This is a genomic window from Lutibacter oceani (assembly GCF_003384935.1).
GTDB lineage: Bacteria > Bacteroidota > Bacteroidia > Flavobacteriales > Flavobacteriaceae > Lutibacter > Lutibacter oceani.
This window is the reverse complement of record NZ_QTTQ01000009.1, coordinates 1,221,149-1,238,411: the sequence shown is the minus strand read 5'-3', so window position 1 is coordinate 1,238,411 and position 17,263 is coordinate 1,221,149. Positions and strand designations below refer to the sequence as shown.

16 protein-coding genes are annotated in these 17,263 nt (G+C 30.9%); 12 read left to right on the top strand and 4 right to left on the bottom strand.

Annotated elements, in window-relative coordinates; genetic code table 11:
* A partial coding sequence (locus BX611_RS05495) for an Ig-like domain-containing protein (protein WP_115878870.1) occupies positions 1–2,608 on the bottom strand: 2,608 nt, incomplete at its 3' end.
* Positions 2,609–2,958: 350 nt separating this feature from the next.
* Positions 2,959–4,296, bottom strand: coding sequence for a serine hydrolase domain-containing protein (locus BX611_RS05490; protein ID WP_115878868.1), 1,338 nt, complete (start codon positions 4,294–4,296; stop codon positions 2,959–2,961).
* A gap of 102 nt (positions 4,297–4,398) precedes the next feature.
* On the opposite strand from BX611_RS05490, the gene BX611_RS05485 reads away from it, so the two are divergent.
* From BX611_RS05485 to BX611_RS05440, 10 genes are all read left to right on the top strand, one after another.
* Positions 4,399–5,010 (top strand): TetR/AcrR family transcriptional regulator, encoded by a 612-nt coding sequence (locus tag BX611_RS05485; protein ID WP_115878866.1) that lies wholly within the window; start codon positions 4,399–4,401, stop codon positions 5,008–5,010.
* A 4-nt stretch (positions 5,011–5,014) separates the two neighbouring features.
* A complete protein-coding gene (locus BX611_RS05480) occupies positions 5,015–6,271 on the top strand; it encodes a TolC family protein (protein WP_115879005.1) in 1,257 nt (418 codons plus the stop codon).
* Between the two features lie 3 nt (positions 6,272–6,274).
* A complete protein-coding gene (locus BX611_RS05475; protein ID WP_115878864.1) occupies positions 6,275–7,168 on the top strand; it encodes an HlyD family secretion protein in 894 nt (297 codons plus the stop codon).
* 10 nt (positions 7,169–7,178) lie between these two features.
* Entirely contained in the window at positions 7,179–8,081 is a 903-nt protein-coding gene (locus BX611_RS05470) for an ABC transporter ATP-binding protein (protein WP_115878862.1), read from the top strand.
* Between the two features lie 105 nt (positions 8,082–8,186).
* On the top strand, positions 8,187–8,915 hold the full coding sequence (locus tag BX611_RS05465; protein ID WP_115878860.1) for an ABC transporter ATP-binding protein: 729 nt from the start codon (positions 8,187–8,189) through the stop codon (positions 8,913–8,915).
* Positions 8,912–10,018 carry an ABC transporter permease gene (locus BX611_RS05460; RefSeq protein WP_115878858.1) on the top strand — a complete coding sequence of 369 codons (1,107 nt, stop codon included), beginning with the start codon at positions 8,912–8,914 and terminating at the stop codon, positions 10,016–10,018. Before BX611_RS05465 ends, BX611_RS05460 begins: the two co-directional genes overlap by 4 nt.
* 223 nt (positions 10,019–10,241) lie before the next feature.
* The gene (locus BX611_RS05455) at positions 10,242–11,363 is read left to right on the top strand and encodes an ABC transporter permease (RefSeq protein WP_115878856.1); all 1,122 of its coding nucleotides are present in this window, start codon (positions 10,242–10,244) and stop codon (positions 11,361–11,363) included.
* Positions 11,364–11,453: 90 nt separating this feature from the next.
* Positions 11,454–12,668, top strand: coding sequence for an aminotransferase class V-fold PLP-dependent enzyme (locus BX611_RS05450; RefSeq protein WP_115878854.1), 1,215 nt, complete (start codon positions 11,454–11,456; stop codon positions 12,666–12,668).
* 174 nt (positions 12,669–12,842) lie between these two features.
* The gene (locus tag BX611_RS05445; protein WP_115878852.1) at positions 12,843–13,898 is read left to right on the top strand and encodes a zinc metalloprotease; all 1,056 of its coding nucleotides are present in this window, start codon (positions 12,843–12,845) and stop codon (positions 13,896–13,898) included.
* A gap of 75 nt (positions 13,899–13,973) precedes the next feature.
* Positions 13,974–14,381, top strand: a complete 408-nt coding sequence (locus tag BX611_RS05440) for a hypothetical protein (protein WP_115878850.1) — start codon at positions 13,974–13,976, stop codon at positions 14,379–14,381.
* Positions 14,382–14,384: 3 nt separating this feature from the next.
* Here the strand turns inward: BX611_RS05440 and BX611_RS05435 are convergent, their stop codons facing one another.
* Together BX611_RS05435 and purN are read right to left on the bottom strand one after the other, a co-directional pair.
* Positions 14,385–15,017 (bottom strand): ribonuclease H1 domain-containing protein, encoded by a 633-nt coding sequence (locus tag BX611_RS05435; protein WP_115878848.1) that lies wholly within the window; start codon positions 15,015–15,017, stop codon positions 14,385–14,387.
* Positions 15,010–15,579, bottom strand: coding sequence for a phosphoribosylglycinamide formyltransferase (gene purN, locus BX611_RS05430; RefSeq protein ID WP_115878846.1), 570 nt, complete (start codon positions 15,577–15,579; stop codon positions 15,010–15,012). The genes BX611_RS05435 and purN overlap by 8 nt, the downstream gene beginning before the upstream one ends.
* A gap of 179 nt (positions 15,580–15,758) precedes the next feature.
* Between purN and BX611_RS05425 the strand changes: the two genes are divergently transcribed.
* The gene (locus BX611_RS05425) at positions 15,759–15,995 is read left to right on the top strand and encodes an acyl carrier protein (RefSeq protein WP_068209181.1); all 237 of its coding nucleotides are present in this window, start codon (positions 15,759–15,761) and stop codon (positions 15,993–15,995) included.
* 7 nt (positions 15,996–16,002) lie between these two features.
* Entirely contained in the window at positions 16,003–17,253 is a 1,251-nt protein-coding gene (gene fabF / locus BX611_RS05420) for a beta-ketoacyl-ACP synthase II (protein ID WP_115878844.1), read from the top strand.
* The last annotated feature ends 10 nt before the right edge of the window (positions 17,254–17,263 follow it).

Here is a 17,263-nt window from a genome sequence, read left to right as displayed (position 1 = left end):
TTGCTACCGGTGAATCATTATCGCATAGAGTATAAGTGAAAGTATCTGTTCCTGCAAAACCTGCTGCTGGTGTATAATCAAATGTACCGTCTCCATTATTAACTACTGTTCCTCCATTTGCACTTGTTACATCAGAACTTGTAATGGTTGCGCCATCAACTACTGAATCATTCGTTAACACATTTCCTGTTGTTACCAATGTATTTTCTAAAGTACTTGCTGTATCATCTGCCGCAACCGGATTACCCGCATCGTTTACTGTTATCGTTACTGTTGCTGTTGAACAATTTGCTACCGGTGAATCATTATCGCATAGAGTATAAGTGAAAGTATCTGTTCCTGCAAAACCTGCTGCTGGTGTATAATCAAATGTACCGTCTCCATTATTAACTACTGTTCCTCCATTTGCACTTGTTACATCAGAACTTGTAATGGTTGCGCCATCAACTACTGAATCATTCGTTAACACATTTCCTGTTGTTACCAATGTATTTTCTAAAGTACTTGCTGTATCATCAACCGCTATTGGATTTCCTGCGTCAGTTACTGTTACCGTTACAGTTGCTGTTGAACAACTTGCTACCGGTGAATCATTATCGCATAGAGTATAAGTGAAAGTATCTGTTCCTGCAAAACCTGCTGCTGGTGTATAATCAAATGTACCGTCTCCATTATTAACTACTGTTCCTCCATTTGCACTTGTTACATCAGAACTTGTAATGGTTGCGCCATCAACTACTGAATCATTCGTTAACACATTTCCTGTTGTTACCAATGTATTTTCTAAAGTACTTGCTGTATCATCTGCCGCAACCGGATTACCCGCATCGTTTACTGTTATCGTTACTGTTGCTGTTGAACAATTTGAGATATTAGCAGTTTCACAAATTTGATAAACTAATGAATACACTCCTTCAATAGTTGTTGCCGCAACATTTACTTCACCTGTAGCTATATTTAATGTTATACCTGGATTTGTAGAACTAATTTCACTTAATGTTACATTTGCAAGTGTAGGGGTTGATCCTCCCAAATTATCATTTACCAATACATTTGCCACAGCAACGCTTAATATACCCTCGTTTACTGTTCCTGAATCATCAACCCCCTCAATAAGATTAGCTGTAACTGTTAATATTACCGCATTAGATTGTGCCTCAGGATCACAAACAATAGAAGGTGTCGTTATTATTGCACGATAGGAATTACCATCTAAAGATGAATTTAACACACTAACTGTAAGTGTTGCTGTTGTTGCCCCGCTATAAACTCCTCCGTTTGTAATATTTACAAATCCTGAACCTGAATCTTCTTGCCATTGATATTGCTCCGCTGTTCCAATACCTGAAGTAGTTGCTACAACATTAAAGGTAGCATTATTTATTGCTGTAATAGTTGCGTCAGTAGGTTGTGTGCTAATCCCTGTAACTGCTATACTTGTTTGTAAATAATCATCAGTACCATTTATATCATTATCTGATGGTAAAATATTATAAGTTGCTCCTGTTATACCTGCAGCAATTACAAGTCCATTCGCATCGACAGCTGGAATTCCAGCTCCATAATACCCATTACCATCACTATCAGTACCTGCCCCATAAACTTCATCAACATCAGGACAACCATCATTATCTGAATCTGAATCTAAATGATTAGGGTCTGAATCAGCATCTGCACTTGCTTCATAAACATCTGGCTCCCCATTACTATCTGCATCAGTATAATTTGTAACTGATCCATCAGCGTTAGCAATATATGTCGCAGACAACCCTGTATCATCAGATGTATCTAAATAGTTTGGCAATCCATCACCATCATGGTCTCCATTGGGATCATTTCCTCCTGCTTCTGTAACATCCAAAATACCATCATTATCATCATCTAAATCAATATCATCAGTAATTCCATCTCCATCATTATCACCTAAACATACTGAATATAAAGGCGCTACAATAGCAAGGTCATAATCCATATCAAAATCTTTCAAATAACCACTATTCGCATAATTATCAAATTCAATAACTGCCACATCACTAAATTCATACATCACTCTACTTGTTGGTCCAGCAGTTTCGTTTTGTGAACCAACTGCATTTAAGTCTGGTGGTATATTATCAATTACCAAATTAGTAGGGTCAGCAGTCGCATTAAACCTAACATTTGCCCCACAATTTGTAGCTAAACCTTCATTATTTGGCCCATCAATATCATTAATTACAAATCTAAAGTCATTGACAGGAATTTGAGTTACTCCATCTGCCTGTAAAAAAGTAAATCTAATTCTACTTAAGTTATTTGGAATCCCTGAAGTTAATGAATTTGAGGTATATCTAATATCATCACCATTTATTGTAAAAACCCCATCTTCTGGACCTGCAATTCTTTGAGCTCTAATAAATGCCAATGAAGGAATTGTAGGAGAAGATGCAACAAATAAAGCATTATTTGTATTGCCACCTGATGAAACTGAACTAACAGTTACCAACTCAAAATTTTGAGCAAGGGCTTTTCCACTAAAAAACAAAACCGCAAGCATTAAAAATAGCACTTGTTTGGTTTGTTTAAATTTTACTCCGGGATTTTTTTTAATTGAGTAATTGTTTTTCATATATAGTTAATTTATTCTGACTTAATATTATTTCATCTATTATTGAAATACATTATAAATGTGTATTTCAATGTAAATTTGTTAATAATTAAAATTTGTTTTTTTATATAGGGACTTTGCTTTTTACAAAATTAATTTTTTTAACATAATCTTAATGAAAAATATATTATACTTAGTAAAGTGTAAGAATTTCAATATAAATGGTCTATTTTTTTTAATAAAAAAACAATTTACCTACTATAAAAACAGTGTAAATTGCCCTATTTTAAAAATATGTTTATGGCCTTCATTAATAAGTTAAACTCTTCTAAACAAAAAAAATCTCAACAAAAAAATTAAAATTTAGTCACTTAGTTAATTGCATCTAAAATTTTACTTAAAAAAGCATCCACATTAAATTCAGGATTTTCAGTTAAGCCTAAACGAACAACTACAATATCTTTTGAAGGAATTATAAATACATGTTGACCTTGATAACCATTACAAGAAAATAAATCTTTTGGTACATTTGGATACACACCTCCGTCATTTAACCAAAATTGTGCTCCATATTGCCCATTTGATCCATTTGTTGGTGTTTTACTATAATCTACCCAAGATTTATTTAAAATTTGTTCTCCGTTCCAGCTTCCTTCATTTAAATACAACAGTCCAAATTTTGCCCAATCACGTGCAGTTGCCCAACCGTAACTTGAGCCTATATAATTTCCCGTAGCATCAGTTTCTATTAACATAGAGTTCATTCCAATTTTATCAATTAGCTCTTTATACCAAAAATCTAAATACTCTTGGTGTGTTTTAAATTGATTTCTAATAAAACCTGATAATAAGTTTGTAGTACCTGAAGAATAATTCCAACTATTATTAGGTTTCCCTATTAATGGTTTATTAAGTTGTGTTTTTGTCATATCTTGATCTAAAAACAACATTTTAGTTACATCAGAAATGTTGTTATAATCTTCAACCCATTCCAAACCACTATTCATTTGCAACAAATTATTTAAGGTAATTTTTGAACGATTATCATTTTTCCATTCCAGGAATAAACTGGTTTGGCTTATAGCTATTTTACCTTGTTTTTCTAAAACACCTAAAACAGCATTTGTAATACTTTTGGTCATAGACCAACCTAATAGTTTGGTCTCTTTTGTAAAACCAGGTGCATATTTTTCAACAATTAATTTATTCTTATAAATTACAACTACTGCCCTGGTTCTTTTTATAGTGTCTCCTTCTTTATCAAAAGCATTGTCAACTGCATTTTGAAGCGCTTCATAATTTATATTATTATATATGGTGTCTTTTTGTGGTAAATCTCCATAAGGAAACGGTAATTCGTTTTTTAAAAAAGTTCTGTTGGGTTTAAATTTTTGATTTTTATAATCTTTTGGAAGTAGTATACACCCAATACCTTTTTTATATATAGCCTTTCTCTTTTTTAAGCCAAACACAGTTGAAGTAACCGATTTTTCTTCTTTATTAATTACGTTTTTTGCATAATAAACCGGGTTAATATCATTATCTCCAGCTTCAATTGATTGTAAATCTCTTTTTGCTTCAAATGTACACGAACAAACACTTTTGGCTGAAAAACCGGTAATAATATTTAATCGTGGATAATTATAGCCCACAACACCAATTACAATTATTAATAATGGAACAATCCCAAATTTGACTAATTTTTTCATTTTAATGTTAATTATTAAGGCCTAAAAATAACATTTATTTTGTCAGTTTAAAAAAAGATTTTACATTTGTTAACCATTTGGTTAAACTAAATAGTTAATACTATGACAAGAACAAAAGACATAACTGCTGAAACAAACATTTTAAATGCTGCAAAACGCATTTTTCAAAAAAAAGGAATGGATGGCGCACGCATGCAAGAAATTGCAGATGAAGCAGGAATTAACAAGGCTTTACTTCATTATTATTACAGAAGTAAACAACTGCTTTTTGAGGCTGTTTTTAAAAGCGCTTTTATGCTATTAGCTCCCCAATTAAACAAAATACTTAATAATGATGATTCTTTAAATGATAAAATTAAAAACTTTACAAAAAACTATATTTCATTTATTATTAAACATCCATATTTACCAAATTTTATAATAAGCGAGCTGAATAGAAACCCTGAATTTGTTGAAAAATTAATTTCAGAAAAAAACTTTCCAACTATTCAAAAGTTTAAAAACCAAGTACTAGAAAATATTGAAAATGGATTAATTACACCTATTAAACCTGAGCACCTTTTTATAAATATTATGGCTTTAAACATCTTTCCTTTTATTGCATCACCACTACTGAAAGGATTTTTAAAAATTGATGCTAAAAATTATGAACAATTAATGGAAGAAAGAGCCACTGAAGTTTCAAATTTTATTATCAATGCAATTAAAATATAGTTTTATGAAAAAAAAACACGTTTTATTGTTACTGTTTCTTTCAACAGGAATGTTTTCACAAGAAAAGTTGAGTTTAGAAACCTGTTATTCTTTATTGAATAAAAACTATCCATTGGCAAAACAGTCGAATTTGTTTGCTAAGCAAAATGAACTAGACATCGCATCAATTTACACAAAAAAACTTCCAAAATTAGAATTGGGAGTTCAAACAACCTATCAGTCCGATGTTACAAAAATGCCAATTGAAATACCAAATACAACCGTTGAAGCTCCAAACAAAGACCAGTATAAAGCAACGCTTTCAGCAAATCAATTAATTTATAATGGTGGTTTAATTAATGCTACTAAAAAAGTTAGTGAAGCTACTTTAAAAGAACAACAAAAACAAGTTGAAGTAACTTTATACCAACTTAAAAAACAAGTAAATGCCTACTTTTTTTCAGTAGTACTTTTTAATGAAAAAATGGAATTATTACGTGCTAAAAAAACAATGCTTGAAACTAAATTACATGAAGTAAAAGCAGGAATTAAATTTGGAGCATTATTACCAACTTCTGATTATGTTATTGAAGCTGAAATTTTAAAAATTAAACAACAATTAGAAGCGCTTTCTTTAAATAAAAGTAGTTTAATTAAATCTTTAGCACAACTAATCGGAACTCCTATACCAACACATACTGAGTTTGAAAACCCAACTATTTTAACAGATTATACTACTGAACTTAAAAGACCTGAATTAGCCCTTTTTCAACTTCAAAAAGAGAAAATTGAAACCTCAGAAAATCTACTTTCCAAACAAAATGCACCAAATTTAATAGGCTATGCAACAGGCGGCTATGGAAATCCGGGATTAAATATGCTTGATAATTCTTTTCAAACTTTTTACCAAGTTGGTATTAAATTAAATTGGAATATTTTTGATTGGAATGCTAATAAAAAACAACGGGAATCTTTATTAATTAATAAAGAAATTGTTGAAAATCAAGAAGCAGTTTTTCAGCTAAACACAGCTATTGAATTGCAACAAAAACAAACTGAAATTAACAAACTTTCAAACCTAATTAATTCAGATTTAAAAATTATTGAACTCCGAAAAAAAATCTTAAAATCTACCGAATCCCAGCTTAAAAACGGTGTTATTACTTCCTCAGCTTACATAACAGAAATTACCAATTTATTTGAAGCAGAAAACAGTTTAAGCACACATAAAATTGAAGTGCTTTTAGAAAAAGCCAATTACAACATCTTAAAAGGAAATTAATATATGAAAACGAACTATCAAATAATCGCATTAACCATAATTGTTAGCAGTTTATTTTCTTGCAACAATAACCATAAAGCAGATGGCTATGGAAATTTTGAAGCGACCGAAGTTATTATTTCTGCAGAAAATAACGGCAAGCTTTTACAATTTAACACAGAAGAAGGTGAAGTTTTAAAAAAAGGAGACTTTGTTGGTTATATAGATACCATTCCGTTGGCTTTAAAAAAACAACAATTACAAACGTCAAAAGAAATTGTTTATTCAAAATCTAAAGGAGTTTTATCGCAAATTAACGTTTTAAAAGCTGAATTAAAAACAGCACATATTTCAAAAAACAGAATTGAAAATTTGGTAAAAGAAAACGCAGGAACACAACAACAATTAGATGCCATAAATGGTAAAATTGATGTTTTAAATCAGCAAATTAGAAGTATTGAAATTCAAAATGCACCTGTTGTAAATGAACTTAAAAGTTTAGATATACAATTAAAACAAATAGAAGATCAGCTTCAAAAAAGTAACGTTATAAATCCAGTTAAAGGAATCGTTTTGGTTAAATATGCCGAACCTAACGAAGTTGTTACCTTTGGAAAACCTCTCTATAAAATAGCTGATTTAACAACTATGCAATTACGCGTTTACGTAAGCGAAACCCAGTTGGTAACTATTAAAATTGGTCAAGAAGTTACTGTAAAAATTGATGAAGGTAAAACTATGAAAAATTACGCAGGAACAATTTCTTGGATTGCCTCAGAAGCTGAATTTACACCCAAAATAATTCAAACAAAAGAAGAACGTGTAAACCTTGTGTACGGCGTAAAAATTGATGTAAAAAACGATGGCAGTTTAAAAATTGGAATGCCAGCAGAAATGTGGATAACTGAAAACATTTAAAGGTTTAACCATGAGTATTTCTGTACAAAATATCAGTAAATCATTTAAAAATAAAACCGCTTTATCAGACATTTCTTTTGAAGTAAAAGAAGGTGAACTTTTCGGTTTAATTGGTCCTGATGGCGCTGGAAAAACAACGTTGTTTAGAATTTTAACTACCCTTTTAATTCCTAATAAAGGGGAAGCAACGATTGCAAATTTTGATATTATAAAAGATTATAAAAGCATTCGGAATAATGTGGGTTATATGCCAGGACGCTTTTCTTTATATCAGGATTTAACTGTGGAAGAAAATTTAGAATTTTTTGCAACTATTTTTGGAACCACCATAGAAGAAAACTACGATTTAATAAAAGATATATACGTTCAAATTGAACCTTTTAAAAAAAGACGAGCAGGAAAATTATCAGGCGGAATGAAACAAAAACTAGCCTTAAGTTGTGCTTTAATTCACAAACCAAAAGTGCTGTTTTTAGATGAACCAACCACTGGTGTTGATCCTGTTTCACGAAAAGAATTTTGGGAAATGTTAAAGCGCTTACAAACCAAAGGAATTACTATTTTAGTTTCAACTCCTTATATGGATGAAGCTGCTTTATGTGACAGAATTGCATTAATACAAGATGGTAAAATTTTAGAAATAGATACACCACGAGAAATTGTAAAACACTATCCTAAAACCATTTACAATGTAAAAGCAGCTAATATGTACTTGCTAATTGAAAGTTTAAACATTTATAAACACAAATATAGTGTATACCCTTTTGGTGAATTTGTGCATTATACCGATAGCAGAACCAATTTTAATCCAGAAGATTTAAAACTTTATTTAAAGACTAAAAACCTTAAAAATATAAGCATTGAAATTACCCAAGCTACCATTGAAGACACCTTTATGGAACTGGCGAAGTAATAAGCAGGTCACTTCGAGTAATTTTCAATAGAAAATTGTATCGAGAAGTTCTCGATACATCGGTAAAAGCCTTAACTAGAACTGACAAAAAATAGAAGTAGAAAAATGAAAGAAGAAACAGCAATACACGTTGAAAATCTAACTAAAATGTTTGGTGACTTTACAGCTGTAAATGCCATTTCATTTGATGTGAAAAAAGGTGAAATTTTTGGTTTTTTAGGCGCAAATGGAGCTGGTAAAACTACCGCTATGAAAATGTTGATTGGTATTTTAACTCCAACTTCAGGCAATGCAGATGTTGCTGGATTTAATGTGAATACTCAACCAGAAAGCATTAAAAAAAGTATTGGTTATATGAGTCAGAAATTTGCTTTGTATGATGATTTAACTGTAAAAGAAAATATTACCTTTTTTGGAGGAATTTATGGTTTAACCCGCAAACAAATCAATGAAAAAAGATATCAGTTGGTTGAAGAATTAGAATTACAAGAAATTGTAAACGAACTAGTAAGCTCTTTACCTTTAGGTTGGAAACAAAAAATAGCCTTTTCTGTTGCCTTATTACACAATCCTAAAATTGTTTTTCTAGATGAACCAACAGGAGGCGTTGATCCAATTACTCGCCGTCAATTTTGGGAACTTATTTACAAAGCCGCAAACAAAGGCACCACCATTTTTGTAACCACACATTATATGGATGAAGCTGAATATTGTGATAGCGTATCCATTATGGTAAACGGTAAAATTGAAGCTTTAGATACACCTAAAAAATTAAAAGAACAGTTTAATGCAGAAAGCATGAATGATGTATTTTTAAAACTAGCAAGAGGATGAAACGCTTTATAGGGTTTATAAAAAAAGAGTTTTACCATATCTTTAGAGATAAGCGATCATTATTCATTTTATTTGGTATGCCTATAGCACAAATCATGTTATTTGGTTTTGCCATTACCAATGAAATAAATAACGTTGATATCGCAATATTAAACAATTCAAAAGACGCAACTACTGAAGAAATTATTAATAAATTAAATTCATCCAGCTATTTTAGTATAAAAGAATTTATTCAAAATGAGAATGAAATTGAAGCTATTTTTAAAAAAGGTCACGTAAAAGCTGTATTAAATTTTGAAGCTGACTTCAGTAAAAAATTAAGCACGAAAAACAATGCAAATGTTCAAATTATTACAGATGCTACAGACCCAAACACTGCTAATACTATTAGCAATTATGTAAGTGCTATTTTGCAAAATTACACACAAACCATAAATAAAAACGTTACAATTACTTACCAAATTATTCCAAAAACTCGCATGGTTTATAATCAGGAATTAAAAAGTGTTTTTATGTTTGTTCCGGGTGTTATGACTATAATTTTGATGTTAGTTTCTGCCATGATGACTTCAATTTCTATAACTCGTGAAAAGGAGTTAGGCACCATGGAAATTTTGTTGGTTTCACCTTTAAAACCATTTCAAGTAATTGTTGGTAAGGTTGTTCCCTATATTTTTCTTTCTATTGTAAATGCAATTATTATTATAATTCTGAGCATTTTTGTTTTTAATATGCCCGTTCAAGGAAGTCTCTTTTTATTGGGTATAGAAAGTATTTTGTTTATAATTACATCCTTGTCTTTAGGCATTTTAATTTCAACCGTTTCAGTAACTCAACAAACCGCTATGATGATTAGTTTAATGGGATTAATGTTACCTGTAATTTTACTATCTGGTTTTATTTTTCCAATTACTAGTATGCCATTACCACTTCAAATTATAAGTAATATTATACCTGCAAAATGGTTTATTATTATAGTAAAAGGTATTATGTTAAAAGGTGTTGGATTTACTTTTATTTGGAAAGAAACACTCATTTTAGTTGGAATGACACTCTTTTTTATTGTTTTAAGTACCAAAAAATATAAAATAAGGCTAGAGTAAGCCCCCTAACCCCCCAAAGGGGGAATTTAATTAAAAAAGAATAATTAAAAGTACGGTGACTGAGTGGAGTCGAAGTCCTAATTAAAAATCAAAAAATACAAATGAATACTAAAAACGTTATTGCGAAATTTTTGATAAAAATTGTGGCAATCTCCTTCAAAAAATGAGATAACCTCGTCGCTTTCGCTCCTCGTTATGACGATTTAAAATGAAGAATTATAAAATGAATACAATTCTATACATCATACAAAAAGAATTCAGACAAATATTCAGAAATAAAGGCATGCTTCCTATTATTTTTGTACTGCCTTTAATTCAGCTGATTATTTTGTCAAATGCAGCTACGTTTGAAATTAAAAATATCAAATTTTCTTATGTAGATAATGATAACACATCATTCTCAAGAGAATTAATTGAAAAATTTGATGCTTCAACCTACTTTAATGTATTGGCCAAATATCCTTCAAAAAAAATAGCAAATTCAGCTATGTTAAAAGGTGAAGTAGATGTTATTTTGGAAATTCCTTTAAATTTTGAACGCAACTTATTAAAAAATAAACAAACTGATTTGGCAGTAACCATAAATGCCATTGATGGCGCTGCTGCAGGTGTAACAAATGTATATATCAATCAAATAATTCAAACATTCAATAAAAAAGTACACACAACTTTAATGCTACCTTCAAATACACCCATTACATATCAAAATATTACTAGCATTCCATCTTTTTGGTACAATAAAACATTAAATTATAAAACATTTATGGTACCAGGAATCTTAGTTTTATTGGTAACTATGATAACACTTTTCTTATCGGGAATGAACATTGTTCGTGAAAAAGAAATTGGTACTTTAGAGCAAATAAATGTTACTCCAATTAAAAAACACCAGTTTATTATTGGAAAACTATTCCCTTTTTGGTTATTGGGCTTGGTGCTTTTATCCGTTGGTTTACTTATTGCAAAACTTATTTTTAATGTGCCAATTGTTGGTAGTTTAGCATTAATGTATTTGTATACCTCCATTTATATTTTAGTGGTTTTAGGAATTGGTTTATTTATTTCAAATTTTACTGACACACAACAACAAGCAATGTTTATAGCTTGGTTTTTTATGGTAATTTTTATTTTAATGAGTGGGCTTTTTACACCTATTGAAAGTATGCCAAACTGGGCACAAATTTTAACCGAATTTAATCCTATAAAATATTTTGTTGAAGTTATGCGAATGGTAATGCTAAAAGGTGCTGGGTTTTCTGAAATTATTCCGCAACTTTCAAAAACCTTTGCATATGCAATTATTATGAATGGTTTGGCCGTTTGGAGCTATAAAAAAACCTCATAATTTTATACAACTAAAAAAGATATTAATAACAACATTTAAAACAATATCAATTTTGTAATTTTGTATTTAGAATCATTCTAAAAAAAGAAAATGATAGATATTCAAAAAATTAGAGCTGATTTTCCAATTTTAAATAAAAAAGTAAACGGAAAACCTCTTGTATATTTAGACAATGCAGCAACCAGTCAAAAACCACAAGTGGTTATAGATAGCATTGTAAATTATTATACTACTATAAATTCAAATATTCATAGAGGTGTACATACCTTAAGTCAAAAAGCTACTGACGCGTATGAGCAAGCTCGTATAAAATTGCAACAACATTTTAACGCTAAAAAAAGCTATGAAATTATATTAACTGCCGGCACAACACACAGTATAAATATTGTAGCTACAGGTTTTTCTTCGTTATTAAAAAAAGGTGATGAAATTATAGTTTCAGCAATGGAACACCATTCAAATATTGTGCCTTGGCAAATGTTATGTGAACGAACAGGCGCAATTTTGAAAGTAATTCCAATGGATGAAGTAGGGGAATTATTAATGAATGGATACGATGCATTACTTTCAAATAAAACAAAACTTGTTTTTGTAAATCACGTTTCAAACGCATTAGGAACCATAAATCCTATTGAAAAAATTATTGAAAAAGCGCACAAAGTTGGTGCAGCAGTTTTAATTGATGGTGCTCAGAGTTGCCCACACATTAAACCAGATTTACAGAAATTAAATGTTGATTTTTATGTAGCTTCTGCACATAAATTATGTGGCCCAACAGGAGTTGGTATTTTATATGGAAAGGAAGCATGGCTTAACAAATTACCACCATACCAAGGCGGTGGAGAAATGATAAAGCAAGTTACTTTTGAAAAAACCACGTATGCCGATTTACCTCATAAATTTGAGGCAGGAACACCAAATATTGCCGGCGTTATTGCTTTTGGAACTGCAATTGATTACATGAATGAGATTGGTTTTGATAATATTGCTGCATATGAAAATGAGCTATTAGAATATGCGACAAAAAAACTACTTTCAATTGAAGGTTTAAAAATTTACGGAACCTCACAACATAAAACTGCTGTAATATCATTTAATATTGGAGAAATCCATCCGTATGATATTGGCTCTATTATTGATAAATTAGGAATTGCTGTAAGAACAGGGCACCATTGCGCACAACCAATTATGGATTTTTATAACATTCCCGGAACTGTCCGTGCCTCTTTCTCATTTTACAATACTTTTGAAGAAATTGATTTATTATACAATGCATTAATTAAGGCTAAGACAATGCTTTGTTAATTATTTAACCTTTTACGGTTTTCTGTTACTTTAGTGTGTTTTTTCAATATATTCATATTAAAAAAGTGTATTTTTTTAATATTTAATTCATTTTTAACATTTTTTTAATATATTCGTCCGTCTTAAATTAAAAGACAAGTCTCTATTATTAACCAAAAACTTTAAAAACTTACAATGAAAAAACTAATTTTATTTTTTGCAATTATAGCTTTAACTATTGTTGCATGCCAGGACAATTCTGATGAAATTACACCAAATCAAGAGGTTACTGCAATTGACATGAGCGACTTTTTTGTTTATACCAATGATGATACATTATCCGCAAAAGCAACAGCTGATGCTAAAAATGATAAATGTTATAGTATGAAAGTATTAAACAGACAATTAAAAGAAAACCCAAGTTTGGAAAAAAGAATGTATGATATTGAATTACATACAAGAAAATTGATTGCTGCAAAAGGAAAACCTGGTAGCGGTGGTGGAGGTACTCCAACACCAGATCCAACACCTTATGCTGGGGCTGTATCAATTCCTGTAGTGGTTAATATTTTAGAAGATCCTGCACATCCTGTAACTCAAGCACATATTGATTCTCAAATTGCAATACTAAATGCTGACTTTAACAATAACAATCCAAATACAGCGGGTGTACCTTCTGAATTTGCAAGTTTAGTAGCAGACGTAAATATCACATTTACACTAGCTGCTGTAAACAGAAAAGCATCAAGTAAATCTTCTTGGGGAACAAATGATGCCATGAAATTATCAAGCCAAGGAGGTATTGACGCAACTGACCCCGCAAATAACTTAAACCTATGGGTTTGTGAAATAGGTGGAGGAATTTTAGGATATGCTCAATTCCCTGGTGGAACATTAGCAACAGACGGTGTTGTTATTGGTTCAGATTTCTTAGGTGAAAATACAGCTGGTGGAGTTTACGGACATGGAAGAACTGCCACTCACGAAGTTGGTCACTGGTTAAACTTACGCCACATTTGGGGTGATGGAAGATGTAGGCAAGATGATTTTGTTGATGATACGCCAAGCTCAGATGCACCAAACTACGGTGATCCAATATACCCAACAGTCAATTGTAAATCTAACGATATGACAATGAACTACATGGATTATGTATATGATAATGCTATGTATATGTTCTCTAAAGGTCAAAACGATAGAATGAGAACAATATTTGCCGTTGGAGGATCTAGAGAAAGCTTTGTTCAGTAAATTATTGAATTAAAACAACTAAAAAAGGAGCAATATGCTCCTTTTTTTATCTTTAAAATCCTAAATTCATTTAAAATGAAAGTATTCAACATTGCATTTATTTTATTAGTTATCTTAAGTACTTCTTGTCAAAGTCAAGAAAAAGATAAACCTACACATTTAAATTACAAGGCTCAAACAAGAGGTTTTTTATATGAAATTCAGCTAGAAAATAATTCAATTCAAATTAATAACAACAACATGGTTAAAACAGCTGTTTTAACCAAAAATCAACTTATTCAAATTGATAGTATTTTGAATGCCATAAATTTTAAAGAAATTAAAAACAATAGTTCAACAAACGATTTAGCAGTTGATAAAGCCATTAAAGGAGTTTTCAAGTTAGAATTTAATGGAAATTCTTATATTTTTGATTTCAATCACCATATGCTACCCAATGAGATTGATGAATTTATAAAAACCTTAAAAGAATATACAAATTAAACATTATTTTCTTCCAAAATCGGCAGGAATTTCGCCCCAAGCTTTAGTTTCCCACTTTAATATTTTGGTAGTGTAGGTATTTTCTTTTAACCATTTTTCAGCACGTTTCACAAAATCAAACAATACTTTATTTTCTGAAGTAATTTGCAAGTTAGTTCTACACTGACCTTTTTTCACCCAACTTATAGCAATTTTAGAATCTGAATAAATTGGCAAATTTAAATTACGTTGCTTCAAATATCCCAAACCATGTACCAAAGCCAAAAACTCGCCAATATTATTAGTTCCTTGCTCAAATGGACCTTGAATAAATAGTTGCTTTTTTGTTTCAGTATTAACACCTCTGTATTCCATTTTACCCGGGTTTCCAGCACAAGCAGCATCTACAGAAATTGATGGAATTATTGGTTTTCCATACTTTTTTAACGCTTCGCCAGAAAGTTGAACACTCTTAGTGTCTTTTCCTTTATAATCTTCGTAATTCCCTTTAAAGGCTTCTTCAGCTGCTTCTTTTGATAAAAAAGATTTGTATTGAGCGCCCTTAAAATTGGATATATGCCTTTTACAAATATCCCAGGATGTAAAAACACCTGTTTTATTTCCTTTCCAAACTACGTAAAACTTTTTTTTAGCCATTATCTAGAATAACTTTTTCAATAATTTTCGGAAAAAATTCATATTCCAACTCATGAACCTTTTGCGCTACGTCATCTGCAGTATCTGTAGGCATAATTTTAAAACTTTTTTGAAAAATGATAGCACCTTCATCATAATTTTCATTTACATAATGAATTGTAATACCCGATTCCTTTTCATTATTTTTAATTACAGCATCATGCACATGCATTCCATACATACCCTTCCCTCCATATTTTGGTAGTAAAGCAGGATGGATATTTATTATTTTATTTGGAAAAGCTTCAATTATATTTGAAGGAATCTTCCATAAAAATCCAGCTAAAATAATATAATCTGCTTTTTCCTTAAGTATCTCAAGCACTTTACCTGACGCTACAAAATCACTCTTATTAAAATACATATTACTAACTTTCAGTCTTTTAGCCCTTTCTAAAACCTTGGCATCCTTCTTGTTAGAGAGCACTTGTACAACAGAAATTAAATTACTGCCTTTAAAATACTTTATAATGTTTTCGGCATTTGTCCCAGAACCTGAAGCAAGAATTATAATTCGTATCATAAAAAATTTAATAAAAGTTGTACACAAATAAAATAAATTATTAGTAACTTTTGCTTGTAAAAACTAAAAAACTTTAGAATATAAAAATTAAAGATTTCATCTTTTATTAGTTAAATGATTTTGAATTAAATAAAGTTTTATATTTTTGCCAAGTAATTAAATTTAAAAATTAAAAAATTATGTCAGACATTGCATCAAGAGTAAAGGCCATTATCGTAGATAAATTAGGCGTTGACGAAAATGAAGTAACAACAGAAGCTAGCTTTACTAACGATTTAGGAGCAGACTCACTTGATACTGTTGAATTAATCATGGAATTCGAAAAAGAATTCGATATTCAAATTCCAGACGATCAAGCTGAAAACATTGGCACTGTTGGTCAAGCAATTAGCTATATAGAAGAAGCTAAAAAGTAATTTTTATATGGAAATAAAACGAGTTGTAGTAACTGGACTTGGTGCATTAACACCAATTGGTAATAATATCGAACAATATTGGAATGGCCTCATCAACGGAGTTAGTGGGGCGGCTCCAATAACATATTTTGATGCTTCCAAGTTCAAAACTCGTTTTGCTTGTGAACTTAAAAACTTTGATGTAAAAGATTTTATTGATCGCAAAGAAGCTCGAAAAATGGACAGATTCACACAGTATGCTATGGTAGCTAGTGATGAAGCCATTAATGATTCTCAAATAGATTTAGAGAAAATTAATAAAGATAGAGCTGGTGTTATTTGGGGTGCAGGAATTGGAGGCTTAGAAACTTTTCAAAATGAAGTGTTAAATTTTGCTGCTGGAGACGGAACACCACGATTTAACCCATTCTTTATACCAAAAATGATAGCAGATATTGCGCCTGGTCAAATTTCTATTAAATATGGATTTAGAGGACCTAATTTTGCAACTGTATCAGCTTGTGCTTCTTCATCAAATGCTATTATTGACGCACTAAATTATATACGTTTAGGCTATGCAGATATAATGGTTTCGGGTGGTTCTGAAGCAACAGTAACTATTGCTGGAATAGGCGGATTTAATGCCTTACAGGCACTTTCTACAAGAAATGATGATCCGGCAACCGCATCAAGGCCTTTTGATAAAGACCGTGATGGATTTGTTTCAGGAGAAGGAGCTGGTGCTCTTATTCTTGAAGAGTATGAGCATGCTATTGCACGTGGTGCTAAAATATATGCTGAAATTGGAGGTGGAGGATTATCTGCTGACGCATATCACATTACCGCTCCTCATCCAGAAGGATTAGGTGCTAGAAATGTAATGTTAAATTGTTTAAATGATGCTGGTTTAAAACCAGAAGATGTAGATGCTATAAATATGCATGGTACTTCAACACCTTTGGGTGATATTGCAGAATCTAAAGCAATTATTGATGTTTTTGGAGAACATGCTTATAAATTAAACATTAATTCAACCAAGTCAATGACTGGTCATTTATTGGGAGCAGCTGGTGCTGTAGAAGCTATTGCTTCAATATTAGCAATTAAAAACGGAATAGTACCGCCTACAATTAATCATTTTACAGATGATGATCAAATTGACAGTAAATTAAATTTCACGTTTAACAAAGCTCAAAAACGTGATGTAAAAGTTGCCATGAGCAACACCTTTGGCTTTGGAGGACACAATGCTTGTGTGCTCTTTAAAAAATTTGAATAACAACACATCT

Coding starts and splice junctions, on each gene's coding strand:
- BX611_RS05435 (WP_115878848.1), bottom strand. CDS start 15,017: ATGGCTAAAAAAAAGTTTTACGTAGTTTGGAAAGGAAATAAAACAGGT.
- BX611_RS05475 (WP_115878864.1), top strand. CDS start 6,275: ATGAAAACGAACTATCAAATAATCGCATTAACCATAATTGTTAGCAGT.
- BX611_RS05450 (WP_115878854.1), top strand. CDS start 11,454: ATGATAGATATTCAAAAAATTAGAGCTGATTTTCCAATTTTAAATAAA.
- fabF (WP_115878844.1), top strand. CDS start 16,003: ATGGAAATAAAACGAGTTGTAGTAACTGGACTTGGTGCATTAACACCA.
- BX611_RS05445 (WP_115878852.1), top strand. CDS start 12,843: ATGAAAAAACTAATTTTATTTTTTGCAATTATAGCTTTAACTATTGTT.
- BX611_RS05465 (WP_115878860.1), top strand. CDS start 8,187: ATGAAAGAAGAAACAGCAATACACGTTGAAAATCTAACTAAAATGTTT.
- BX611_RS05485 (WP_115878866.1), top strand. CDS start 4,399: ATGACAAGAACAAAAGACATAACTGCTGAAACAAACATTTTAAATGCT.
- BX611_RS05455 (WP_115878856.1), top strand. CDS start 10,242: ATGAATACAATTCTATACATCATACAAAAAGAATTCAGACAAATATTC.
- BX611_RS05440 (WP_115878850.1), top strand. CDS start 13,974: ATGAAAGTATTCAACATTGCATTTATTTTATTAGTTATCTTAAGTACT.
- BX611_RS05425 (WP_068209181.1), top strand. CDS start 15,759: ATGTCAGACATTGCATCAAGAGTAAAGGCCATTATCGTAGATAAATTA.
- BX611_RS05480 (WP_115879005.1), top strand. CDS start 5,015: ATGAAAAAAAAACACGTTTTATTGTTACTGTTTCTTTCAACAGGAATG.
- purN (WP_115878846.1), bottom strand. CDS start 15,579: ATGATACGAATTATAATTCTTGCTTCAGGTTCTGGGACAAATGCCGAA.
- BX611_RS05490 (WP_115878868.1), bottom strand. CDS start 4,296: ATGAAAAAATTAGTCAAATTTGGGATTGTTCCATTATTAATAATTGTA.
- BX611_RS05470 (WP_115878862.1), top strand. CDS start 7,179: ATGAGTATTTCTGTACAAAATATCAGTAAATCATTTAAAAATAAAACC.
- BX611_RS05460 (WP_115878858.1), top strand. CDS start 8,912: ATGAAACGCTTTATAGGGTTTATAAAAAAAGAGTTTTACCATATCTTT.